This window comes from uncultured Gimesia sp., from assembly GCF_963972345.1.
GTDB lineage: Bacteria > Planctomycetota > Planctomycetia > Planctomycetales > Planctomycetaceae > Gimesia.
This window is the reverse complement of record NZ_CAXAVM010000066.1, coordinates 1-26,056: the sequence shown is the minus strand read 5'-3', so window position 1 is coordinate 26,056 and position 26,056 is coordinate 1. Positions and strand designations below refer to the sequence as shown.

Genomic DNA, 26,056 nt, shown 5'->3' with positions numbered 1-26,056 from the left:
CCGATTGTCCCGGCGGACAGGCAGTTGTTGCTTAAAATAAACAACATTCAGTCAGCGCTCGTACAATTATTTCTGGAAAATTCCCGCTCTCATCCCTCCGCTTCGGCTGTCAAAAGTCTGGACTTTGGCGGGCAGGCTGCTTACGATAAAGTATTGATTCAGGGGGTTCTTTTCGTTCAGCCTGAAGCGGGTTGACGTTTTTATTATTCAAAACATAAAGGGTGAATTATGAGTGAGGTCACACGGCGCAGCTTTCTCCAGACGAGTGCAGGAGCGGTTGCAGCTACTACATTGCTGACTGGTGCCGCGCGAGCAGATGTCAACAGTAAAATCCGGATCGCTGTGCTGGGGGTAAACGGTCGCGGTAAAACACACATTAACGCGATTGGGGAAATCGAAGGCGCTGATGTTGTGCTGTTGTGTGATCCTGATGAACAGGTTCTCGCCAAACGGGCCGCAGAGTTCGAAAAGAAATACGGCCGCAAAGTCGAAACCGAAACCGATATGCGCAAAGTATTCGACCGCGATGATATTGATGTCGTAACGGTAGCCACGCCGAACCACTGGCATTCACTGGCGACCATCTGGGCCTGTCAGGCCGGTAAAGACGTTTATGTCGAAAAGCCGGGTTCTCATAATCTGTTCGAAGGCCGCAAAATGATTGAAGCGGCAAAGAAATACAAACGCATCGTCCAGCACGGCGTTCAGCTTCGCAGTCAGCCCGCCATCCAGGAAGGCGTAGAACATCTTCGCAAAGGGACGATCGGCGATGTTTACATGGCACGCGGACTGGTCTTTCGCTGGCGTCCTTCCATCGGTCATAAACCGGATGAAAAGGCTCCTGCATACCTCGACTGGAACCTCTGGCAGGGGCCGGCGCAGGAAACCAATTTCTCACAGCGTTACGTGCATTACAACTGGCACTGGACGTGGGATTACGGCAACGGAGATGTCGGTAACCAGGGTGTCCATGAAACGGATATGTGCCTGTGGGGGCTGGATGTGAAACTCCCCTCGCAGATCACCGCCATGGGCGGCAAGTTCCTGTGGGATGACGACAAGGTGACTCCCGAGGTGCTTTCCACCAACTATTTCTATCCTGAAGAAAATAAAATGATCCAGTTTGAAGTCCGTCCCTGGATAACGAATGAAGAAGGGGGCGCGTCTGTGGGTAATATCTTCTATGGATCAGAAGGGTACATGGTCGTCAAAGGCTATAACTCCTATGAAATCTTCCTGGGACGCAAGGGAGAACCGGGGCCGAAAAACAGCGGCGGTGATCCCGTCGTTCCCCACTTCACCAACTTCCTGAACGCGGTTCGTTCACGAAAGGCAGAGACGTTGAATGGTCCCGTGGAGACAGCACATACCAGTTCCGGTATTGCCCATCTCGGTAACATCGCTTTCCGGCTGGGACGTCAGTTAAACTTTGACCCCAAGACGGAGCAGTTTGTAAACGATGCGGAAGCCGATCAATATCTGACACGTGAGTACCGCGAACCATTCGTGGTTCCCAACGAAGTCTGATCTTTGTGATTTCCCATCGCGGAAAAAATAAAAACAGCATCGGAGCCAGGCTCTGGTGCTGTTTTTTTCATGTCTGTTCCGGACCTGTTCCGAAAAAAAGAGAGGCTGATCCACGCTGGCGCGGATCAGCCTCCTGTTAATGTTCGTTTGGATCGAGGTGATCCTCACGAGTGGTGGTTGTCTTTGACAACCCGCCAGTAGTCGCTAAGAACAACCACCTTTCTGGCTACAACAATAACTGTCCACTCAATCACCTCCTTTTCTTGGATAAACTCCCTGTTTCTTCATCGGTTTGTAGCTCCAACTTGAATACAGGCTTTAGTCCTATCGCACTGCGTGGGTGCGATACATTAGCTATAACTATTCTTGCAGATCCCTCATTTGTGGCAAGACCGATTTTCAAAGATCTTGCCGAAATTCTCATGAACGGGAAATGCCGAAAACGGTAACATATTCTTATAAAAGAGGATAAGAATTTAACGATTCCTGCGAATTCCAGATCAGTGCAGTCAGACGAAAGTCGATCGTCTGATGTATTGACTGGCTGCCTGTGTAGTGACACACAATTCTGGAGACAGGTTCGCGGCTGTTACTGATCTTCCGGAGCCATGTGCGGCTCGAAGACAGTGCGTCCCACCTTTTCAGCCTGCCTGCTCGCCGCGACTGCTTCTTCGTAAAGCACCTGCTGGCAGCGCACCAGATTTTTCTCTTTATTAGGCGTGATCCGCTCGTAAACTCCCTCGCTGTTTAAGACGCGTGCCTTGGCATTGTCTTCAAAATAGCTGTTGAGAATTTTGATGAGTTTACGATGGCATTTTTCTTCTTCGATGGGAACAAGCAATTCGACTCGCCGATCCAGGTTGCGGGGCATCCAGTCGGCACTGGAGATAAAGACGCGTTCGTCTCCGCCATGATAAAAGTAAAATATGCGGGCATGTTCCAGGAAGCGGTCGATGATGCTGACGACTTCGATATTTTTGCTGAGCTTGGGAACACCCGGTCGCAGGCAGCAGATGCCACGAATATTGAGCTTGATCTTCACGCCCGCTTCCGAAGCTTCATACAGGGCATCGATGATTTCCGGATCGACCAGTGAATTGACCTTGGCGACAATCCTGGCTTTCTGACCCTGTTTTTTCCGTTCTGTTTCATGGTGGATCAGGTCGAGCAGTTTATCTCTCAGGCTGATCGGAGCCGCTTCCAGCTTCTGGTATTTCTGCGGGGTCGAATAGCCGGTGATCGAATTAAAAAAGTTGATGGCGTCCGATGCCAGCACCTCGTTGTTGGTGAAGTAACTGATATCACTGTAGATTTTTGCAGTCGCATCGTTGTAGTTTCCCGTTCCGAAATGCAGATAGCGTTGAATCCCGTGAGGTTCGCGGCGGATAATACAGCAGATTTTGGCATGTGTCTTCAGGCCTTTGACGCCGTAGATCACCTGCACGCCGGCATGTTCCAGGTTCCTGGCCCATTCGATATTGCGCGCTTCATCGAAGCGGGCTTTCAGTTCCACAATCGCGGTGACATGCTTACCCTGCTCGGCGGCACGGATCAGGGCTGCCACGATCGGGCTGTGTTTGCTCGTGCGATAAAGAATCTGTTTGATCGCCAGCACATCAGGATCGACGGCGGCTTCTTCCACCAGTCGCACGACAGGTTCAAAACTTTCGTAAGGGTGGCACAGCAGAATATCCTGCCGTGTGATATTTTCAAACATGCTGATCCGCGGGTTCACTTCCGGTGAGGGCTGGGGTGGCCAGTTGGAATCTTTCTGGTCATCGAATCCGGATATCTCCGTCAGCCGCATGAATGCGGTCAGGTCCAGTGGACCCGGGATGCGGTAGACGTTTTCATCCAGCACACCCAGGCCGCGCTCCAGAAATTCCAGCGTTTCCACAGAAACCGATTCCGCAATCTCCAGGCGAATACAGTCCCCCTGCTTACGCTGGTCCAGCATGTCTTCCATCTGGTGCAGCAGGTCCGAGGCGAATTCGTCCTGCAGGCTGACATAGGCGTTTTTCGTTACGCGAAATGGAATACACTCCAGCACGTGCTCGCCTTGAAAATACTGTTCGATAAACAGGCAGATGGCATCCTCCATGGGCAGATACTGATAACCGCCTTCCGAGGGGAGCGTGATGAAGCGGAATTCGTTTCTGCCGAAGGGGATGATCGCGAATCGATCTTTTCCGGTCTTTGCTTTGCCTTTCCCTTTTTCATCGGGCGCCAGGCGAACCACGAGGTTCAGCGTCTGGTTGATCAGGAAGGGAAAATCCATGTCCGAAGTCACCGCCATCGGCGTGAGTACGGGATAGATTTCATCCCGGAAAACATGTTCCACGATTCGTCGCTGTGAATCGGTGAGTTCCTGCGGGTTGACTCGTTGGAAACCGGCGGCTGCCAGCGGGGGTTCGATTTCTTTCAGCAGACACTGGTACTGTTCCACCATCATCTGATGCGCACGCAGGCAGACGGCATCGAGGGTTTCGCGGGGAGTCATCCCGGAAGGATCTGCTTTTTTATTGCCACTGGCCTGCAGCAGGTGTAAACCGCCCACGCGGACCATAAAGAATTCATCCAGGTTGGAACTGGTGATGGCCAGGAATTTTAAACGTTCCAGCAGCGGGATCTCCGGGTCATGGGCTTCATCCAGAACCCGCTGATTGAATTCCAGCCAGCTTAATTCCCGGTTGATATAATTCATTGATGTGTTGGCCATGGTCAACCTGTTATTTCAGTCTGTCGTATAGATAAAATGGAACGCAACGGTTGATTGAAAATCATCCGGACGGCTTACTGTTTTTTCCTCAAGTGAACTTTCAACCCGAAGACTTCTTCAAACAGAGGGCCTTTTTCGACGAGCGCGATTTGTTCCAGCGAGACGTCTTCCACATGGGGGATTGAAATGATTAACTGTCCCTGATCGATTTCGCATTCAATTTCCTTAACCCGCTGGCTGTAGGAATAATCCAGTGCGTCTGCGACCCGCAGGATGGCAGACATTTTGGCAATGGCGATGCGGCTGACACGATCGAGTGTGGAATATCCCGGGTGCGTGGCTTTGGGGGACGCCCGACGATGGTAACGGGCAATCAAAGCGACCAGCAGCAGGTCGGTCTGTCCCAGCCCAAACAGGTTGCCATTGCTGATCAGGTACATCGAATGCTTGTGATAACCGCGTTGATTCACGTAAATCCCGATCTCATGCAGGTAGGCGGCAATATACAGTAAGAATCGATTTCGCGCGTCGAGCTTGTGTTCATTCTGTAATGACTGAAACAGCTTATCCGCCAGAAAGGCAACATGGCCGGCATGCGTCTCATCAAAATCGAAGCGTTTACCAAAGTCAATTGTGGAACGCAGGACCTGCTGGTTGAACTCGTCAGACCAGTTACTCTGGTCGGCAATTTCTTTCAACAGTCCATCACGAAAGTTGGCCTTGGTGACGTAGATGTGTTTCTGCTGATAGGCTTCCGCCAGCTTGGTATACGCCAGCAGCGCCGGGCCGAGCGTTTCTGCATCGGTGAATGACAGGTGGTATTCCTGTACCAGTTCGTCTTCGTTCTTCTGCAGGATTTTATCGGTAAACTTGCTGAGTTCCGAAACCTTGAGCCGATCCAGTTCATCGGGAGAATTACCCGGGTCGGGGATTTCATCATCGGGACGAAGTTGCGCCAGGGCAAAGCGGACATCGCCTCCCAGGACAACCAGTTTGACGGATTTATCGCCGGGAACTTCGTGGACGATCTGCTGGATCACCCGTTCGATCTGATTCTCCATGATCGTGCGTTCCTTGGATAAGGGCACACGGTAGCCTTTGAGCATTTCCCGCAGCCGCAACGCTCCCAGTCGATAGTTTCCGGAGAACAGCACATTTCCCTTTTGTACGAGCAGCAGTTCGGTGGTGCCTCCCCCAATTTCCGTCACAATGGTCTGGGCTTCATCCAGATTGGGTTTGGCTGCGAGGTAGGGACGGATCCCCTGGTAGGTGATACGATTGACTTCGGCTTCATCCAGTGGGGAAACCTCAAACCCGGTGGCGATGAAAATACGGTCTGTGAACGCCAGGCGATTGTCTGCTTCCCGGACCGCGCTGGTGGCAGCAACCCGAATCTGCTCATCGCGGGTGATCTGGTATTCATCCAGCCGTCGACGGTAGCTTTTGAGGATCCGTACACACTCTTCCATCGTGGCTTTCTGAATATTCCGTGTCTGGAAGGTGTCTTTCCCCAACGTGACGGCCTGGGAGAGACGTTCCAGGGCGTAAACAGAACGGTCTTCTTTAATCTCAGCGATGGCCATACGGATAGCGCCTGTGCCGATATCGATGACAGCGATCAACTGATTCGAGCCAGACTCCAGTCGACTGGAACCCGGGGATGCCTCAGCCGGCAGTGAATCTTTTGTGTTCATACCTGCGTTTCAATTCTCACCGAAGAGTTTTGCTGAATAACATTTTGCGCCCAGGCGGCAACTCCCATCACTGACGAGTCATCCCCCAATTGAGCGGCAACCACTTTGAATGAATCTTTGAACGTAGGCATGACATTGCGTCGGGTTGCTTCCGTTACAGCTGGTACGATCAGTTCGGGCATGGCTTCCACCAGCCCTCCTCCCAGAACGATAATTTCCGGTGAAAAAGTATGGATCAGGTTTCCGGCTGCAATCCCAATATACTCCGCAGCCCGCAGGACGATCTTTTTCACACTCTCATCACCCCCCTTGATCGCAGAGGCGAGAATACCACTGCGAATATCCGAGAGGTCGGTGCCGACCATGGAACGCAGGACGGGGGCATCTCCGCGGTAAGCAGCCTGTGCTGCCGCGGCAGAGATCGCCAGTCGGCTCGCCAGAACTTCCAGGCATCCGTGCTGACCACAACCGCATTCGGGGCCTTCCGGCAATATTTTGATGTGGCCGATCTCCATACAGGAGCTTTTACTTCCCTGGATCAACTGTCCGCGGTAGACGGCACCGCCGCCAATACCGGTTCCCGGGAAAATGCCCAGGGCAGAGCGGGCTCCCCGGGCCGCGCCGAAACGGTATTCGCCGTAGACGCCCGCATCGACATCATTGCAGATCACGACCGGACAACCGAACTCTTTTTCCAGCACTTCTTTCACGGGAGCATTGTACCAGCCCAGGTTGGGCGCTTCAAAGATGACGCCCGCTTCCAGATCGAGAGGGCCCGGGCAACCGACGCCAATGCCCGCCAGTTCATTGGGAGTCAGACCGGCTTCTTCCAGTGCCTGATGAATCGTCTGGGCAATGCGTTCCAGCCCCAGCTCCATGCCCGCATGGCCTTTGGTCTTTCTGCGTTTTCTTCCCAGGGTTTTATATTGCGAGTCAAATATTTTGGCCAGCATTTTGGTGCCACCCAGGTCGAACCCGGCCCAGTAGCGGCTGGTGGTTTCAACGGAATCTGCAGACATGAATTTGATTTCTATAGCTTAAGGATTGACTCTCCGCTCAAAAGCGGTCAACGGAAAGTTTAAACTGTTTTCTCTCGATGGTATTCTACGCACCGACATTATAACGAAAAGTTCTTATCTCGTGTATTCTGACCTGTTTAGAACTCGATAAACAAGAGACAGTCTAAGATTTCTGTTTCCGGAGAAAATTCCAGGGAAACGGGGGGCCTACCTGGCTTACGGGAGCGATTTCTGGAAAAACCAGCTGAAAAGGGCATTGTTTGCCGTGTTTAGATGATTGCGACAGGCTGTTGACTTTTGGGACCGACGTAGCTTGGCTAAACTATATTTCTATCTAAATTACTGCTGAGTTCTTCATTTGACTGTGTTCCGTTTCACTGTAGCGTCTCCAGGACCATTTGGGCCGGGTATCATCGATACAAAGACACTATGGTTTATTGCGTACGCTTTAAGAGGCTCAGTGCTACACTAAAGTCTACTACCTCCTGGGGTTTCCTCAATGTATTTCCAGTTTCCCTGTGAAAAATGTTCCAAAAAGCTCAAAGTCCGCGATGAAAACGTGGGTAAAAAAGTTCGTTGTCCCTACTGTCATCATACGATGCTGGTCAAAAAACCTGAGTCACCGGTGATCGATACGACAATCGATGTCAGCGCTTCCGGTTCTACCAGCGCCAGCAGAACTTCCAGCAGCCGCGGTGGAAACAAGCACGTCTCCAGTGGCTGGGCCGATGGTACCGAGGTCAGCCTCTCGAAAAGTGGCATGATCGCGGTCGGGGCCTCTGTCGCATTCATCGCGCTGATGTTCCCTATCCGGAACTATTACCTGGGAGAATTGTTTCTGGACCGGGGCTGGGTTCCATTTGCGCTGGTCTTTTTGATGAGCTGGTCTGCCACGATTCTGGTTTTAAAATACTTTAAGCTGGGAAAACAGAAAGATTCGATGCTGTTCGATACACTGCCGATCGATATTTCTGAAGAGATTTCCGAGAAGACAGTTTCCCGATTTATCGAGCACGTCAAGAACCTGCCCGTTGATCCGCGGGAAAGCTTTCTGGTGAATCGGGTATTGCGAGGGCTGGAGCATTTCAGCGTTTTGAAAAGCAGTGCCGAAGTTTCCAGCCGCCTGCAGTCACAATCAGAAATCGATGCGACTGCCGTTGATTCCAGTTACACCATTCTCAAAGTCTTCATCTGGGCGATCCCGATTCTGGGGTTCATCGGTACTGTGATCGGGATCAGTGCCGCCGTGGGGGGCTTCTCCGGGGGGATGGACAAAGCTGCCGACATCTCTGCTCTGAAGGAATCCCTGGGGAGTGTGACAGGGGGGCTTTCGACTGCCTTCGATACGACTCTGGTCGCGCTGGTGATGAGTATGCTGGTGATGTTTCCCAGCAGTTCCATGCAGAAATCGGAAGAAGATCTGCTGAACTGGGTTGATGAATACTGTAATGAAAACCTGTTAAAACGGCTGAAAGAGAGCGACCAGGCTGGCAGTAGTGGTGATGAAAAAGATCACCGCCGCCTGATCCAGCGAACCATCGATAAAGCGATGGCAAATCACCATGCCGAGTTACAGACCTGGATCGAAAAACTGGAAGGCATCGGCAGTACACTGTCACAGCAGGTTGTGAAATCCTGGGGTAAAATCGATGATAAAATTCGCGAGCAGCAGGAAGCGCAGCTGGCTGAAGTGAAAGAAGTCATCAGGCATCTGGAAAGCGTGGAAGAAAAAATGACCGCGCTCCAGTCCGCGCACACATCCCATCTGGAAAAAATGAACGGCGAAGCGACGGAAATGGCCGAGGCCGCCGGCGTGCTGTCCCAGTCCTTCAATGGCGTACAGCAGGGGTTAAACGGCTTGAACACGGTATTGATGAACCTGGGTGAAAAGCAGGTTCTGATTCAACAGGTCGAAGCACCTCGCAAGCGTTGGGGATTATTCGGGAATTCGAAGAGAGTAAGATAACGTGGGTAGAAAGAAGAAGGATAGTGAAGAGACGGTTTCCCTGTTTCCGTTTCTGAGTATTCTGGCGTGTGTCATTGGCGTTCTGACGCTGATGATCACGGCCATGGCGCTCAGTCAGATGGATCAGCAGGATGATGCCTGGAAACGCGTGGAAGAATTCGAGAAAGACCAAGAGCAGATTACCGAAAAACAGCAGGAACTGGAGCAGATTCAAAGCCAGGTGGAAGATTTATCCAAGCTGAATCGCGACCTGATCCTGGCGCTGGAGGAACTCAAAAAGCTGAAGCAGGAAAAAAATAAAATTCCGACGGATATCAGCCCGGAAGAAAAAGTCAAACTGCTGGCAGAAGCGAATCGTCTTGAAAAACGGATTAACGAAATCAAAGACGAACCCATGACGCTGCAGAAGGAAATCGACAAGCTCAAAATCGAATTGAATAAACGGGAAAACCCGGTGGCCGCGGAAGTGCGAATTCAGCCGGGAGGGTCTGGTGTGGATCTGAATCCCACGTTTATTGAGTGTACCAAAAATGGAATCGTTGTTCTGGATGGGCCTGCCAAAGATTTACACGTCCGCCGTGACGATCTGCGGAAAAGCCTGCCTTTCGTAGAACTGCTCGATCAGATTGGCGCCCAGAACAAGGGGACTGTTATCTTCCTGATCCGGGAAGATGCCGTGTATACCTATAACATTGCTTCCAGCGTGGCCCGTTCCCGTTATTGCCCCAACGGCAAGCTGCCTGTGGAAGGCAATGGGAAAATCGACCTGAGTCGTTTTAAAAACGCGGCCGGATAAGTCGGGGTATAAAAAATAAAAGCTCTGCCGATCAATTCGACAGAGCTTTTTTCAGTGATATCTGTTGAGGACCTTACTTTCGCAGGTCGTAACACATCAGCACGTCCTGCTCCCGCAGGTAGAGCTTTCCGCCACACACGACCGGATGCGCCCAGGCTTTGCCGAGGACCTGATCAGGGCGGAACGAACCTTTCAGCTTGTAATCTTCTGTGGTCGCTTCCACCAGCGCGATCTCACCATTTTCATAGCGGAAAATCAGGTTTCCATCTGCGAATAAGACTGCTGCAGAACCGGAGCCTTCACCGCGAATTTTTCCACCCCAGACGACTTTGCCTGTCTTGAGGTTCAGGCAGAGCGGGAAGCCGTTGTTATGACCATGGCCGCAATAGATGTGGTCTTTATACAGGACCATGCCTCCATGGTGGTTCTGCATGGTTTTGGCGTCGAGGAAATACACTTCTTCCGCATTCACGTTGTCGCCGTCTTTGGTGATTTTCAGGAGCGCGCTTCCGGTTCCATATCCGGTGGAGCAGAAGACATAGTCACCGGAAACGATGGGAGTCGGAATATTGGCCACTTTGTTGGCCACGTCGTTGTAGTTCCATAAGAGTTTGCCATCACTGGCACGGACACCAATCACGCCGCGTCCTGTGAGCTGAACATACTGTTTCACGCCGGCTGCATTGGAAATGACGATGGAAGAATACCCGGCACCATCCTTGCCCTGTTCCCCCAGGTCTTTGACCGAGGTTTTCCAGACTTCCTTACCCGTTGTTTTATCCAGGGCCACCATCATGGCATCTTTGCCACCGGGGGTGCATAAGACGAGATCGCCATCGATCAGCGGGGATTCTGAAAAGCCCCATTTGGACATCATTTTTCCATCCCACTCGTCTTCAAAATTTTTCTGCCAGATGATTTCCCCATCGGCGACACTCAGGCAGAATATCGCGCCATTGGAGGCAATCGCATACAGGCGGTCTCCATCGATTGAAGGTGTGCAGCGTGCTCCCGGGTATCCGTGTTCGGGGTTGAGTTCCAGCAGGTTGGTTTTCCAGAGGATCTTGCCATCGTCGGTATTGACGGCGATCACGGCCTGGCCTTCCGGCAGATTTCCTGTTGTGAACAGTCGATTATCCTTGATCGAGACACTGGCATATCCTTTACCCATGCCACTGGCAGTCCAGAGCAGTTTGGGAGGAGTTGCATTCCAGTCATCGAGCAGGCCGGTATCCGCTGAATGATTCAGACGATCGGGGCCTCTCCACTGTTCCCACGAGTCAGACAGTTTTGCAGGTTCGTTTGCTTTCGCTGACAGGGAGAGTCCGCAAACCAGTAGGGCGCCCAGCAGCAGGCGAACAGGCATCGAGTTGCTCATAATCAAATAGTCCTTTTTGAGATTTTCAGGCGAGGAGGGAATCCAGCCGGTATCCAGTTTTTTTGTAGCGTCTGCTCTGTAGTGTCTCCAGGGCAATCGGAGCCGGGCAACAATGGGTGAGAAACGCTGTGGTTAAATGGAGTGCACATTCATTTGAGAGATCGCTGCTGTATTCCGGTTCAGGCTGATTCATAAAATGCAGCGAATGCCTCTTGAGGTAAGACACGGACGCACTCGTGATTATATGCCCCGCTCAGAGTGGCTGCAATCTATGTTGACCGATTCCTGTCCAGCGGAGAGCCAATTTTCAATTCCAGAAACTGGCCAGAGACTGAACGGTAAAAGTGCTGACGGGACCGGCACCACAGAGCAGATGCCAATGCAGGACAGTAGCTAGACTGTGTCCCGTTTTACTGTAGCGTCTCCAGGGGCATTTGAACCGAGTATAATAGATTGAGAGACGCTATGGTTAAATGTGATACGCTCTAACGGGACGGATTGATGGCAGCAGAAATTCGTGTGTACAATTCTTCTCGGGAGATTTCCCGAATGCGAAAGATCTTTAAAGACGCCGTTTCTCCCTTATAGAGTTCAATTTGTGATCGTTTCAGCTTCAGGCCTGACTGAATCACTTTGAGCAGGGCTTTGTTGGCTTTTCCTTTTTCAGGAACTTGTGTGACGCAGACTTTGAGTCTGCCAGCATGTACTCCCTCGATTCCGTTTTTACTGGATCGTGGTTGCGCACGCACCGGAAGGAGTATCGCCGTGCCATCCATTTCCAGATTTAATGGTAGATTCACGATGAATTCTCAATTCAAAGACAAGTCTGCCAGACCTTCAAACAGCGCGCTGCCGACACGCACGAGGGTGGCTCCTTCTTCAATACCCACTTCGAAATCGCCACTCATGCCCATCGACAGTTCCTGAAGTCTGATCTGTACTGGAGACACGGCCTGCAGAATATCACGCAGTGCGGCCAGTTCACGAAAGACAGGACGGGCCGCTTCAGGGTCATCCACATGCGGTGCCATCGTCATCAGCCCCGCGATTTGAACGTGCCTGTTCTGGCAGAGTGTGTGCCATGTTTGCAGCAGTTCTGTTTTCTGAAATCCTTTTTTATTTGCTTCGCCTGAAAGATTAACCTCGATCAGAACCCGGGGCCTGAGGTCGGATTCCGCGGCGACTCGATCGATGGTATTCAGTAATTTTTCTGAATCGACCGAGTGAATCAGGTGGCTGTACTGGATGGTCCGTCTGACTTTATTACGTTGCAGAGGTCCGATGAAGTGCCAGTGGACATTCGGTGAAAGGGATTCCGCCCGTTCGGTGAGCTGGGGAGTGCGGCTTTCAGCCAGATCCCGGCAACCCAGACGGATCAGTTCCGAGACCCATTCCAGGCGGGCATATTTGGTCACGCCGATGAGCGTGACCGATTCAGGGGCGCGGTGTGCCCGGGTGCAGGCAGCGCGGATTCGCGCTTGTATTCCCGTTAAATTCTTGTGCAGGAGGCCAGCGAGGTCTTCCATTACCGGTATGTTTCCCGTTTATTTCAGTCGATTCAATGATTGGCGACAGCTCTGTCTGCTGCTGATGATCTGTTGAGAATCATATCTTCCCCGGCACTTGAAATCCAACCGGAGACCACCTTTGAAATCGATTCAGGCAGTCACTTTACCCAGAAAGCGAACTCCGAATTCAAAGAACTGTTCTTCTTCAATCTCTTTTTGCCTGACAATTTCTGAACGAAACCAGGTGACCTGTGAACCCTGAACGGGAACTCCTACCAGAATATTGTTCCGATAGATGGGGAAGGGATAAATGAAGGAGAGCCCCGACTGGGAGATGGAGCGTGCCCAGACTTTGATGGTTGTGGATTCCTGGTCATCGGCAGCATCGCTGTCCGGCAGTGAAATCCACACAACTCCCCGGAAGTCTTTACGCTCATGCGACCTTTTGTTGGAATAGTGCACACCAGTGCGTTGATCGATACGATCCAGTGTATCCAGAACACGTGAGATGGCCCGGTTCTGTTTGACAGAGTATTGTTCCAGATTAATTAGACTCATGGGAGAGGCCCATTTAAAGATTTGAATATTTAGTTGTTGCCCAATAATTCTTAAAAACGGTCAGGTTTGTATAGGACTATCACAACTATAGGTCTGGAATTGGTGCAGTCAAATCCCTCCTGTAATGAATCAATAAAATTTGATGTACTGTCATGGAATGGTGTAAATCAAGTATTTAATTCTGAACCGTTTCCAGCTTTGACAGAAATTCCTGAAGATGATGGACTTCACCATTCAGGCATTCAATAAACTGCTCTGCGGCCGTGGAATTTCCTGATTCGATAATATCATTGACCGCGTCTTTAATCTTTTGCGCTGGCGTATATAAATCGACGGTTTGCGACGTAATGGAACCTTCCGGAGCGCCCATCAACATATCTTTCAATGTTTCCCGCAGTTCATCCTGATCCAGTGGCTTAAACATGATTTTGTCAATTCCCAGTTCCTTCGCCAGTTTGAGCCGTTGTACATCTTTGTCGTTGGAATTTTTTTCCAGGCGCAATGCGGTCATGAGAATGAACTGGGGCGGATCCAGTTGTCCGTCGTCCGTGAAGCGTTCCAGGTGCTGGGCTTCTTTGTATAAATCGACGCCATCCATGCCGCGCATCATCAGGTCTGTAATGACAATATTAATATCATTATCTGTTTTCAGAAGGTTCAGGGCCTCAAAGCCTGAAGTCGCTGAACAACATCGATAACCGAATTTTTCAATAAGTCGAGCATGAAAGTGGCAGGTATAGCCGACATCATCGACAACTAAAATTTTCATTACATCAGCCTTTGGTTTAAAACCAGGTTTAGCGGGTATAAAACTTTTTTAACGGCACACCTGTGCCATCAGCATATTCAGTTCACTAATCAGTTCCTGCATTTCGTTTTCCAGAGCTGCATAACTGATAGAAGCATCCTGTAGTTGATTTGACTTTCCATCGTCTTCTAATGTCTGTAACAGCCGAAAGGGCTCTTCTCTGGTGTAGTTTGCGACGGTTCCTTTGAAACCATGTGCCGTGATCGCCAGGGTCTCTGCCTGTTTCCGTTCGATGGCCAGACCGATCTCACACATCTGCTCGGGAACCGTACTCATAAACAGCTCGATTAATTCCGCAAGAAACTCCGTATCTCCCATTGCCATATCCAGAATCCGGTCGCCGTCAATCAGTCGCCACTGTCCTGTGTTGCTTGTTGTGTTTGTATTCATCATTTAATTTTTCCTTAGCGGGAAATCGCGCAGCGCAAACTGGTGTCGCGGCACAGGCAGCTCTACTGTGGCGCAGCGATTCAGAGAAATTGTCAGCAGGCCTACAGCTAAGGTTAGTTTCCATTTTCAGAAATGATCAAAGATCATCGGAAACAGCGGCAAGACGATTTTGTTTTTTTAGGGACTCTGCAACCTGTATCGTTTGGGAGAGTAAAATCGCCAGCAAATTCACGGTTTTGGATAAATCAGTCCGTTTTGGTTCGGTTTATGATGCATGCAATTTGAGGGATTTCCCTTAAGGTGCAGCGAAAACGTTGAAGCGATTCCTCAAAACCAACAGGCCTCAACTGCTGTTGCGACGGGAAAAACCGTGGGAAATGAGATGTGCCCCGCAGGGTTTTTGCAGAGATCAACCGTCAGATTTGAAAATCATCTTCGGCAGCGGCAGGATGAGCCAGTTCTTCCAGAACTTCCCGGACCAGACTTTCCGGGATTTCTTTGAAGACTTCCACGCGGCCCAGACTGGTAGGCAGTACAAATCGCAGTTTGCCCCCCACGGTTTTTTTATCGAGTTTCATCCGGTCAATAATCTGGTCTGCATCCAACCGGGTCCCCTTGGGAAGAAGTACCGGTAAACCCAGGGCTTCCAGCAATTTGATTTGACGCTCCGTATCCTGGTGGGAAATCAGTTCCAGTTTCTCAGCGAGATAGCTGGCATAGATCATGCCTATGGAAACCGCTTCGCCATGCATCAGTTCCCCGTATCCGCAAAGCGCTTCAAAAGCATGCGCAAAGGTGTGTCCATAATTCAAAATGGCACGCAATCCGGAACGTTCATGCTCATCCTGTTCCACCACTTCTGCCTTGAGTTCACAGCTACGGGCGATTACGTGACGCAGGACCTCGGGATCGCGCTTGTTCAGCGCTTCGATGTTCTGTTCGAGATATTGAAAGAAGCGGGAATCCAGAATCACGCCATACTTCACCACTTCTGCCAGGCCACTGCGGTAATCCCTCGGAGGCAGTGTTTCCAGAGTCGAAGTATCAATGAAGACACCCAGCGGCTGATAGAACGCGCCGATCAGGTTTTTAGCCTGGGGATGGTTGACCCCGACTTTGCCTCCCACGGAGCTGTCGACATGTGCCAGCAGTGAGGTCGGAACCTGGACAAAGGGGAGACCACGGACATAAGTTGCTGCCACAAAACCGGCGGCATCACCTGTCACGCCGCCACCCACGGCGATCACGACGGTCTGTCGATCTGCCTTCATCGCGACCAGTTTGTCATACAGGCTGGAAATCACTTCCAGAGATTTTGATTTTTCACCCGGTTCAATGATCGCGGTTTCAAATTTCCAGCCCTTTGCTTGCAGGCTGGTTTCGATGTGGGGTGTGTGCAGTGTTGACAGATTCCGGTCTGTGATGATCAATGCGGTCTTACTGCCCTCCGCCAGCGCATTCCGGTAGGCGGGATTCTGATTCATCCAGGTTTCCAGTGTATCAGCAAACTGAGCAAACTGATTGCTGACCACCGAAATATGGTAACTGCGTGGACCCAGGGCGACATTGACATCTAAACTTTCAGACACTTTACATCCTTCGTACTGGAAAATCGGGTAAGCAGCCGACTGAAAACCATTTTGAACAGGGACACAGCCAACTGATTCAACAGACGTCTATCGTAACTCTGCGGCAGGATGAAGTCACGCCGAATTGACCCAAATCGAACAGCAGAAACAGTTTTTCGGCAGCAGGCACGTGACAATTCAGTACCGCCTGCTAAAATATTCTCGCATATGATAACACACGGCGACAGTCAGATTGAGTCGATGCAGGATCTGGTTCCCGTCCTCAGTCGCAGCGATGGTTTTGCCGCAGTGACAGCGGCTTTACGATCCGGACAGAGTGGGACGATTGACGGAGCCTGGGGAGGATCATGCGCGCTGACGGCAGCCTGTGTTGCTGCCGCCCTGGATTCCGTGCTGCTGATTGTGCTTCCACGTCTCTCGGAAATCGACGAATTTTCCGGGGACCTGGCCAGCTTTATGGGAACGATTCCCGAGATCTTTCCTGCCTGGGAGACACTCCCGGACGAACATGATGTAGCCGATGCGGTTTTCGGAGGGCGTCTGCGGGTACTCAGTCAGTTGCAGCAGTCGGGAGAATCTGCCTCGACTCCTCTAGTCATCGTCACATCATTTCCGGCTCTGCTGCAGCCTGTGCCCAGCCGGCAACAGCGGAAGGAAGCGACGCGCCGCATTCAGGTTGGTGATGAAATCGATACTGATTCCTTCATGAAATGGTTGCTGGAGCGTGGCTTTGAACGGACCACGGCGATCGAGCTTCCCGGCGAATTCAGTATGCATGGCGGCATCCTGGATATTTATTCGCCGGATTCCGCTTTACCGATTCGCATTGAATTCTTCGGGGATGAAGTGGAATCGATCAGGCAGTTTGATACGGAAACACAGCGTACACTTGAGACCTGTCAACAGGTTGACCTCACGCTGATTTCGCCTGTCCCCGCAGACCGCTCCGACAGGCAGCCTCATACTCCTGCGCGCGATGAAGACGGCACCGCATCGGAAAGTCTGCTGGATAACCTGCCCCCTGATGCGTGTATTGCATTGGTTGAACTGCCCGAGTTGATTGATGAAGGTAAGCGTTATCTGGATCGTCTGGAAAATCCGCGCGGACTGTTCAGTGTGCCTTCGACCATGTCGCGCTGCACTGATTTTCCCTCGGTGACGATTGCTCCGATTTCTGCAGGATCGACCGAAATCTCCTGCCATCTGCAGATCGAATCAGTAGAACGGTTTACCCGCGCCAAATCAGAAATGCTGGAAGAACTGGCGTCGATTACGGGGCCGCAGGATACCGTGCTGGTCTGCTGTCACAACCAGGGAGAGCAGGATCGTCTGCAGGAACTTCTGGATGAGTCTGAACTGGATTTATCCCGCCGCGTGAAAACCTGTATTGGAAACCTGGCGCTGGGATTTCGTATCGTCCCCGAGCACCTGGTGGTGCTGAGTGATCACGAACTGTTTGGCCGGGCTGATATCAGGCATAAGCCCCGGAAACGCAAAGTTGAGAGTCGGGCGATTGACAGTTTCCTGGATTTGAACGTCGGTGATTTCGTTGTTCATCTATCACATGGGATTGCCCGCTTCCGAGGCCTGGAACTGCTGGATAAGGAAGGGTATCGGGAAGAACATCTCTCCCTGGAGTTTCGTGATAAAGTGCAGATGTACGTGCCCGTTTCACTGGTCCATCTGGTTCAGAAATATATTGGCGGAGGCAAACATGTACCGCAGTTGTCAAAGCTGGGTACGAAAAGCTGGGCCAGCAAAAAAGCAAAAGCGGCAGAAGCGGTTCGGGATATGGCCAGCGACATGCTGCGTCTGCAGGCGCAGCGCTCGGGTCAACCCGGTATTTCCTATCCTCCTGACAGCCACTGGCAGAAAGAGTTTGAAGCGTCGTTTCCCTATACCGAGACTTCCGACCAGTTGCACGCCATCAGCGATGTACGGCATGACATGGAACGGGCACAGCCCATGGATCGACTGATCTGTGGCGATGTCGGCTATGGAAAAACGGAAGTCGCCATTCGCGCTGCTTTCAAAGCCATTGATGCCGGTAAACAGGTGGCCGTCCTCGTGCCGACCACGGTGCTCGCAGAACAGCATACCCGGACTTTCAGTGAGCGAATGGCTGATTACCCCATTACCATTGAAGGGCTGTCCCGTTTCAAATCAAAAAAAGAACAGCGGGCGATTCTGGAGGGCATGGCCGCGGGCAGCGTGGACCTGGTGATTGGCACACATCGGCTGATTCAGAAGGATATCAAATTTAAAGATCTGGGTCTGTTGATCATTGATGAAGAGCAGCGGTTCGGTGTGGAAGCCAAAGAGAGGCTGAAACATCTCAGGCTGCAGATCGACGTGCTCACGTTGAGCGCCACACCGGTTCCGCGCACATTGCATATGTCGCTGCTGGGCATTCGTGATATTTCCAACCTGACGACAGCGCCCCGCGATCGTGTTCCCATTGAAACCAGAATCACCCGCTTTGATCCCGAATTGATTCGACATGCGATGGTCCGGGAACTGAACCGCAATGGCCAGGTTTATTTTGTGCATAATCGCGTGCATGATCTGCAGAAATACGCCGATCGAATCCAGCAAATCGTACCGGAAGCGAGTATCGGGATTGGACACGGGCAGATGAAAGAGTCGGAACTGGAAGCGGCGATGTTGAATTTCGTTTCCGGCAAGGTAGACATTTTTGTCTGCACCACGATTATTGAAAGCGGTCTGGATATTCCCAATGCCAATACAATTTTTATTCATGATGCCGGTAACCATGGCTTATCCGATCTGCACCAGTTGCGGGGTCGGGTCGGGCGGTCGCATCATCGGGCCTACTGCTATCTGCTGCTCCGCGACGGGCAGATTCTGACCTCGATTGCTGCCAAACGCTTAAAGGCGATTGAAGAATACAGTGAGCTGGGGGCCGGGTTCAAAATTGCCATGCGCGATCTGGAGATTCGCGGAGCCGGAAATATCCTGGGAACCGAACAGAGCGGACACATCGCAGCCGTCGGTTATGAGCTGTATTGTCAGTTACTGGAAAATGCCTGCAGGAAGCTGAAAAATGAACCCATTCGCGAACACCATCATGTGGCGATTGACCTGCCTTGCACAGCGTATTTGCCTTCGGATTACATTCCCCCCGGCCGCATCAAAATTGAAATCTATCGAAAACTGTCCGCGGTGCGTTCGCTTGAGGAACTGACTGCCCTTGAGGAAGAAATGGAAGATCGATTTGGCTCCATTCCGCATCCTGCGAGACAATTATTGATTTTGAAAGAATTACAAATCCTGTCACAGCGGTGGCAGGTCGACAGTATTCGCCTGGAAAATAACTTCGCTGTGCTGGGTTATCGGGACAAAAATCACATACTGGCTTTGGCAAAAAGCAATCAGGGCCGGATTCCCGTCCGGATTGTAGATCAGAAATCCGCCTACATCCCACTGCCCGTATCTGCGGAGAATACCGAAGAGGTGATGCAGGAACTCAAAACGGTATTGCAACAAACTTTTGATCCGGCTTATAATCCTGCCACATCAGTCTGATCGGTTCATCAGATCGCCTTGGAAAGGTGTTTTGCCTGCTGAACAGGATGATGCGGATCAAAATTCAGTCAGTATCCCATCCTTACACCTCCCTTGTAAATCGGGCTGAATTCAAAATCCTGACTACAGATTGTCTCTCAAACTCCCGGTAAATAATTCGTTCATCATGCAGGATGCATCTTGATGCGCTACGCGCAAATATATTTATTGATGATGGCTTTTCTCAGCATTTCTGGGTGCGAAACGACTCCCAAGGTCGATAACCCGGTGCTGGGGCCACCCCCTCCGCGTCTGGAGTCTGCGCTCAAACAGCAGAAGCTGCAACACACGCAGATGGCGAGTCGCTCTGAAGACAGAAAAAATATTATCGAGGGAGATTTCGAGGAATCAGACAATCCGTTTGAGACGCCGGTGATCACTGCCTCATCCACTTCCGATTCGCCTACTTCCACAGCCAGTGTGATCGATGATTCCGTTGAGGAATTAAAAGACAGCACCGTGGTGGCCATGGTCAACGGGACTCCTCTTTTTGTTTCTGACATTATCGGCATTTATGATTTTCAATTGAAGCAGGCCGAGCAGAGAATGCCGCCCGAAGAATATCAGAAATTACGGACAGCCCTGGTAAAACGGGATTTGAAAAGTCACATTGAACGCCAGTTGCTCATCCATGAAATGAAAACCACTCTCAAAAAAGAGCAGCTCGATATGCTCCAGGAGCATCTGGTCAAAGCATTTGAAGAAGAAAGAATCCCCGAGCTGCAAAAGAGTGTCGGAGCCGGCTCTCCCCAGGAACTGGAAGCAAAACTGAACCAGCAGGGGCGTTCGCTGTACATGGAGAAAGAACTGTTCATGAAGCAGCAGTCCGCGCTTCAGTTCATGTCTGTCAAAGCAAAAGCGAAAAACAGTTTCAGCCGTGAAGAAGTTCTGGCACGTTACAAATCCAATATCGAGGATTATGCCTATCCAGCGAAAGCACGCTGGCAGCGAATTCGGATCAGCTATTCCCAGCATGGCGGTAAAGAAAAAGCCGTCGGTGTTTTGGATGAAGTCATTCATAAACTGCAGGCAGGCGAAGATTTTGGTGCCCTGGCAGAAAAATATTCTGATGGACCACGGGCCGAGAAAAAAGGGCAATGGGGCTGGACCGGTCGAGGCAGCCTGGCTGAAACGGAAGTGGAAGAAGCCCTGTTTCAACTGCCAATCGGACAGACCAGCCAGGTCTTCGAAACGGATGATTCGTTTCAGATCGTAAAAGTCATTGATCGTAAAGAAGCCGGGCATACACCGTTTGCTGATGTCCAGTCAAAGCTGGAACAAAGCATGGTGAATGAATCCCGTATCAAAGCCTCCAGGGAAACCCTGGAAAAACTCTACGAGAAAGCGATCATCGAATCGATGTTCGAATATAAAACGGAAGATGAAAATATTACAAAGTAAGCGGCTCGGTAAAGAGCAGATATGAAGCTCAGATTAAGATTTGCTGCGTGAAATACAGATTGAAAAAGTATTTTGAAAACCATGCAAACTAAATTGAAAAATTTGTCAAAATCATATTGACCTGAAAACGACAAATCGATTATTACCCGCACACACTTCTCTCTACTCTCAAAAAATCAAATCACACTATCATTTCTCTGACAATCGTTTGTTAAATTTTGCCCGATGGCAAACATTCAATAGCGTTTCGTTTTTCTGGAATCCTGGTTGGTCCTGCAAAACTCGTATGGCACTAAATTCAGAATTCGGACTAAAATCCTACCCATAATAGATAGCGAGTTGGAAGTCATGATGACTCCTCAAAAAAAACATAATCACAGTTGGTGTTCTGGCTTGAAGGAGGGACCTACATTGGGCAAGGCATTTGGAGTACTGGCCTGTACGACGCTAATCGCAGCGTCAATGTGGCTGGCCAATCTCGGCAACACGACCAGGAAGGTCGCTGCTGACGTCGAGAATAACAGTCAGTCTGTTTCGGGGCGTCAACTACGCTCAGCTCGTTACTACCTGAGTCTGGGTACTCAGTATTATGAACGAGGACAATACGCCGAAGCGGTAGAGGTGCTCGAAAAAGCCTCTGTCTCTCCCGGACGACTGTCCTCCGCCGAGTTCCGCAAAATGAACGAGTACCTCGGCAGGGCTCGTACCAGGGCGGCTGCTCCCCGGGAAAAACAGATTGTCCGAGCACAGTCTCCGGCCTCCGACACCGAATTTACTACGAACTTTCCCAATCAGGCAGGGAAGTCTCCGCAGGAACAGAAGCAGCTGGCACGTCAGTTACTTCAGTCCGCCCGTGAAGACATCAAGCTGAACGAACTGGATAAAGCCCGACAGAAAGCAGGACAGGCCGCAGAGATGCGTCTGGAATATGGTCCGTTCGAAGAACGTCCCGAACAGGTCCTCGCAGCCATCGCTCGCGCAGAACAACGCCTGCAGAAAAACGCTCCTGTACAGCAGGCGGGTGGATTTACCAGACAGGATTCGCAGGTAATGCAGGTCGCCGGTATCGAAGAACCAGCTGGAAGCAATCCCTTCTCAACTCCAGCTGCAAATCCTTTTGATGGCAGCCAGGACAGAAAACTCACAGAAAAAGAGCAGGCTTCCGTACTCCTGAAGCAGGCTCGTCAATCATTGAACTCCGGCAACTATGATGATGCCCGCACCCTCGCTTTGCAGGCCAAGGATTATGATGTTGCCTACCAGCTGTTTGAAGAACGCCCTCAACATATCCTCGCTGAGATCGAACGTAAAACCGGTGCGAAAATCTTCGCCGGTAAACCAGAACCGACTCAACAGATTGCTCAGTCCTCCGCAGGTTCTTCTGAAAAAGAACAGGCAGCACGACTGCTGGAGCAGGCTCGCGCAGCACTGCAGGCAGGTAAACTGGATTCCGCCAAGGCTCTGGCACAACAGGCCAGCCAGGTGGATGTCGCTTATCGACTGTTTGATGATCGCCCGGAACTGGTACTCGACGAGATTAAACGTGCCCGCGCTGGTGCTGGTACGCTGGCTTCCACCGGGAATGCAACAGGTGCCGGAATGTCCGGCGCTGAAACAGCCTCCAAAGAACAGGCTACCGAATTATTACGACAGGCTCGCCTGGATATCAAGAAACAGGACTTCGAAGGAGCTCGTCAGAAAGTCCAGCAGGTTCAGGGAATGAAAGTTTCTTACGACCTGTTCGATGACCGCCCTGAACTGGTTCTGGCAGCCATCGACCGTATTTCTGACGAAGCAGCCACCCTGTCCGGTATCAAAGGCCTGCAGGAAAACCAGGATGCCATTCGTCCCCGGATCAATCGTCTGATGGAACAGGCACAGGTCGCTCTGCAGCAGGGAAATAAAGATGAAGCTCTGATGCTCGCATCATCTGCTCAGAAACTGGCTGAGTCACTGAATATTCAATTTGCTTCCGCCAGTGAAGATCCTTCCGCTTTCATCAAGCGGGTGGGTACGAGTTCAGAAAATAAATTCAATCCTGGCAATACCGCCAGTGAGAAAAACAATCCTGAATATGCACGTCAGCTGATTGCCGCTGCCCGGAACGATTTGGCACAAGGGCGAATCGAAGATGCCCGACAGAAAGCCGAAGCAGCTCAGCAGGTTGATACTGCTTACAGTCTGTTTGAAGATCGTCCCGAACAGGTTCTGGCCGACATCCGTAATATGGCCGGACAACCGGGCGGACTCTCGCAGGAACAGCTGTATGCTGCTGAAATGGAACGTAAAAAACAGTTCACTCAGAAACTGGTTGCACAGGCCAGAACCGATCTGAAAGCCGGTCGTCTTGATTCTGCCCGGGTGAATGCCCAGGAAGCATTAAGAGTTGGCGTCGAATTCAAAGCCGGTGAAGACAGTCCGCAGTCTGTACTGCGTGATCTGGAAGCCCGGATGTCAGCACAGCCTGAACAGGTTGCCCGGATGAATAAGAATGAAGCCAGCGAGATCGCTGTGATTCATCCAGGTGCCTCTGCCCTGGAACTGTATAACCTGGGAATGCAACGCCTGTCGGAAGGTAATCGGGACGCTGCTTATCAGTCTTTCCTGGCTGCCTATCAGTCGGGTGAAAAACTGGACAATCATCGGGCACAACAGCTGCAGGATGCGGTCCGGGAACTGGCACCTTCACGGGCAGATAAGATCCGCCTGGTGGAGAATCAGACATCATCCGACGATCCGGTTGACGGTTCACAGGAATCCAGCAACATTGACCTGGTTCAGCAGAAACAGGCAATTGAGTTCAGCCGCCTGCGATCTGATGTGTTGAATGCCATCTTCAAAGCTGAAAAAATGCGTGAATCGGCTCCAACCGACGCAATAAATATTATCGATCAGACCATGGCGAAAGTCGAAAGCTCCAGCCTGGATAAGAAGTCAACAACCACTTTAATCGGTTCACTGCAGCGGACACGCGAATCCATTGATTCCTTCCGCAAGCAGGTGGCACCTCTGGAAGAGCTGAAGAAGCAGAACCAGGAAGTGGAAGAGTACATCAATGCCACTATCAAGAACAAAATCCGGGTCGAACAGGAACTGGCCGACCTGGTACAGAAATTTAACGAACTGGTTGACCAGCGTCGCTACGCAGAAGCGGAAGTGATCGCCAAACAGGCTAAAGATCTTGATCCACAGAATCCTGTGACAGAGACCTTGAAGTACAAAGCAATGTTTCTGCGACGCGAAGCTTCCAACAATAGCATGCGGGAACGTAAAGAAGCCAACGTCTGGAATCAGCTGAACGATGTGGAAGAAGCACTGGCTGATGCCTACACACCGGATATCAAGTTTGGTCACGACGCCAAAGAGTGGGCAGAACTGACCAAACGACGTGATAAATATCATGTCAAAAACCATAACCAGAAAACAGAGCGGGAACTGCAGATCGAAGAAAGCCTGGATCGTCCAGTGAACCTGCAGTTCGAAAATGAGCCTCTGACGAATGTCATGAACAAGATTCAGACTCTCACCGGGATCAATATCTTCCTGGACAGTCTGGGACTCGAAGAAGAAGGGGTTACTCCCAGTGCTCCCGTGACAATCAACGTCAATGGAATCAAGCTGCGAAGTGCCTTGAATCTGCTGCTCGAACCTCTGAACCTGTCTTACACAATTGATAACGAAGTATTAAAGATCACCAGTCGCATCCGTCAGCAGGGGACTCTGACAACTCAGACCTACCCTGTGGCTGACCTGGTGGTTCCCATTCCCAACTTTGCCGCCAGTGGCAGCATGGCCGCCAATCCCTACAGTCAGATGGGAGCGATCAGCTATGGTTCCGGCATGGGTGGTAATCAGGCGGCTCCTGGTAACTTCCAGGTGGCTGACCCCGTGATGGGTGGTGTCCCCGGTTCCAACCCCTGGAATAACAACGGAGCAACATCTCGTGTTGCCGGTGGTGGGTCCAATATCGACTTTGATTCTCTGACTGAGCTGATTGTTTCCACCGTCGAACCAGATTCCTGGGAAGAGATCGGCGGAGCCGGCAGCGTACGTCCTTTTGAAACCACTTTGAGTCTGGTAATTCGTCAGACACAAAAAGTACATGATGAAATTGCCAACCTGCTGGAGCAGCTGCGAAGACTGCAGGACCTGCAGGTGACTATCGAAGTTCGCTTCGTGACCGTCTCCGACCGTTTCTTCGAGCGAATTGGTGTCGACTTTGACTTCAACGTTCAGGATACAGTCGGCAGTCCGACGATCACTGACACCGGAAGCCCGGTTCCCGGCTTTGGCCAGGTCAACCTGCTTAATACCAATCAAAGCGGCGGTGGTGGTCAGCAGGGCGGACAGCAGGGCGGTCAGCAGGGCCAGCAGGGCCAGACGACCACAAGTGGCCAGACGGGTGGTGAAGGGGTCGCACCGTTCAGTAACCCGCCAACACGGACTCTGTTGAACTTCGATAACTGGCCTAAAGACGGTACAGTCGTCGGGATGAGCTCTCCGGACTCATTCACCCCCGACCTGGATGTGCAGTTCCGTCAGGGATCATTTGAAATCGGCGTACCGGAATTCGGTAGCTTCAATGCCAACGCCGGTGTGAACGTGGGTATGGCTATTCTGAGCGACATCGAAGCCTTCTTCTTCATCAACGCCGCCCAGGCAGATGAAAGATCGAACCTGATGTTTGCTCCGAAAGTGACACTCTTCAACGGTCAGGTTGCCTTTGTAACCAGTAACGTATCGCGGCCTTTCGTGATCAGCCTGGTGCCAACGGTAGGTAACTTCGCTGTCGGGTTCACACCGATTATCGCAAATATTCCTGAAGGGGTCTCCTTAACAGTCTCGGCTGTGATCTCTGCAGACCGACGCTATGTACGACTCTCTGTCAATCCTAACTTCACCAACGTCACCGACGTCTTTACCTTCTCCTTCCAGGGTGGGGGTGGAGTGGGCGGCCAGCAGGGTCAGCAGGGCCAGCAAGGTCAGCAGGGTGGCCAGCTGGGTCAGCAGGGTGGCGGAAACTTCGGTAACGGAGTCGGAACAGGCGTGGGTGGTATCGGTGGTGCCGGCGGCCAAGGGGGCCAAGGGGGCCAGCAAGGCCAGCAGGGTCAACAGGGC

Annotated in this window: 16 protein-coding genes; 6 read left to right on the top strand and 10 right to left on the bottom strand. The window is 51.3% G+C overall.

Annotated features, from left to right (window positions below):
• Positions 1-228 precede the first annotated feature (228 nt).
• Positions 229-1,527 (top strand): Gfo/Idh/MocA family oxidoreductase, encoded by a 1,299-nt coding sequence (locus tag AACZ40_RS13105; protein WP_291168781.1) that lies wholly within the window; start codon positions 229-231, stop codon positions 1,525-1,527.
• Between the two features lie 589 nt (positions 1,528-2,116).
• On the opposite strand, the gene ppk1 is transcribed toward AACZ40_RS13105, so the two are convergent.
• From ppk1 to AACZ40_RS13090, 3 genes are all read right to left on the bottom strand, one after another.
• Entirely contained in the window at positions 2,117-4,246 is a 2,130-nt protein-coding gene (ppk1, locus tag AACZ40_RS13100) for a polyphosphate kinase 1 (protein WP_291168779.1), read from the bottom strand.
• 74 nt (positions 4,247-4,320) lie between these two features.
• Positions 4,321-5,940 (bottom strand): HD domain-containing protein, encoded by a 1,620-nt coding sequence (locus tag AACZ40_RS13095; RefSeq protein WP_291168777.1) that lies wholly within the window; start codon positions 5,938-5,940, stop codon positions 4,321-4,323.
• Entirely contained in the window at positions 5,937-6,959 is a 1,023-nt protein-coding gene (locus tag AACZ40_RS13090) for an ROK family protein (protein ID WP_291168775.1), read from the bottom strand. Before AACZ40_RS13090 ends, AACZ40_RS13095 begins: the two co-directional genes overlap by 4 nt.
• 499 nt (positions 6,960-7,458) lie before the next feature.
• Between AACZ40_RS13090 and AACZ40_RS13085 the strand changes: the two genes are divergently transcribed.
• Together AACZ40_RS13085 and AACZ40_RS13080 are read left to right on the top strand one after the other, a co-directional pair.
• Positions 7,459-8,925 carry a MotA/TolQ/ExbB proton channel family protein gene (locus AACZ40_RS13085; RefSeq protein WP_291168773.1) on the top strand — a complete coding sequence of 489 codons (1,467 nt, stop codon included), beginning with the start codon at positions 7,459-7,461 and terminating at the stop codon, positions 8,923-8,925.
• A gap of 1 nt (position 8,926) precedes the next feature.
• The gene (locus tag AACZ40_RS13080; RefSeq protein ID WP_291168772.1) at positions 8,927-9,721 is read left to right on the top strand and encodes a hypothetical protein; all 795 of its coding nucleotides are present in this window, start codon (positions 8,927-8,929) and stop codon (positions 9,719-9,721) included.
• 73 nt (positions 9,722-9,794) lie between these two features.
• Here AACZ40_RS13080 and AACZ40_RS13075 read toward each other — a convergent pair whose 3' ends face one another.
• The 7 genes from AACZ40_RS13075 to aroB all read right to left on the bottom strand — a co-directional run bounded on the left by AACZ40_RS13075 (position 9,795) and on the right by aroB (position 15,952).
• A complete protein-coding gene (locus AACZ40_RS13075) occupies positions 9,795-11,099 on the bottom strand; it encodes a PQQ-like beta-propeller repeat protein (protein WP_291168771.1) in 1,305 nt (434 codons plus the stop codon).
• 485 nt (positions 11,100-11,584) lie between these two features.
• On the bottom strand, positions 11,585-11,899 hold the full coding sequence (locus tag AACZ40_RS13070) for a DUF167 domain-containing protein (RefSeq protein WP_291168770.1): 315 nt from the start codon (positions 11,897-11,899) through the stop codon (positions 11,585-11,587).
• 9 nt (positions 11,900-11,908) lie between these two features.
• Positions 11,909-12,625 carry a YggS family pyridoxal phosphate-dependent enzyme gene (locus AACZ40_RS13065; RefSeq protein WP_291168769.1) on the bottom strand — a complete coding sequence of 239 codons (717 nt, stop codon included), beginning with the start codon at positions 12,623-12,625 and terminating at the stop codon, positions 11,909-11,911.
• Positions 12,626-12,757: 132 nt separating this feature from the next.
• Positions 12,758-13,165 carry a PilZ domain-containing protein gene (locus tag AACZ40_RS13060; RefSeq protein ID WP_291168768.1) on the bottom strand — a complete coding sequence of 136 codons (408 nt, stop codon included), beginning with the start codon at positions 13,163-13,165 and terminating at the stop codon, positions 12,758-12,760.
• A gap of 175 nt (positions 13,166-13,340) precedes the next feature.
• Positions 13,341-13,934 (bottom strand): response regulator, encoded by a 594-nt coding sequence (locus AACZ40_RS13055; RefSeq protein WP_291168767.1) that lies wholly within the window; start codon positions 13,932-13,934, stop codon positions 13,341-13,343.
• 48 nt (positions 13,935-13,982) lie between these two features.
• Positions 13,983-14,366, bottom strand: coding sequence for an Hpt domain-containing protein (locus AACZ40_RS13050; RefSeq protein ID WP_291168765.1), 384 nt, complete (start codon positions 14,364-14,366; stop codon positions 13,983-13,985).
• A gap of 413 nt (positions 14,367-14,779) precedes the next feature.
• On the bottom strand, positions 14,780-15,952 hold the full coding sequence (aroB, locus tag AACZ40_RS13045; protein ID WP_291168763.1) for a 3-dehydroquinate synthase: 1,173 nt from the start codon (positions 15,950-15,952) through the stop codon (positions 14,780-14,782).
• A 207-nt stretch (positions 15,953-16,159) separates the two neighbouring features.
• Between aroB and mfd the strand changes: the two genes are divergently transcribed.
• The 3 genes from mfd to AACZ40_RS13030 all read left to right on the top strand — a co-directional run.
• Entirely contained in the window at positions 16,160-19,498 is a 3,339-nt protein-coding gene (mfd, locus tag AACZ40_RS13040) for a transcription-repair coupling factor (protein WP_291168761.1), read from the top strand.
• Positions 19,499-19,681: 183 nt separating this feature from the next.
• Positions 19,682-20,938 (top strand): peptidylprolyl isomerase, encoded by a 1,257-nt coding sequence (locus AACZ40_RS13035; protein ID WP_291168759.1) that lies wholly within the window; start codon positions 19,682-19,684, stop codon positions 20,936-20,938.
• Positions 20,939-21,349: 411 nt separating this feature from the next.
• Positions 21,350-26,056, top strand: a 4,707-nt coding sequence (locus AACZ40_RS13030; RefSeq protein WP_339674612.1) for a hypothetical protein, incomplete at its 3' end; no start/stop codon positions are given.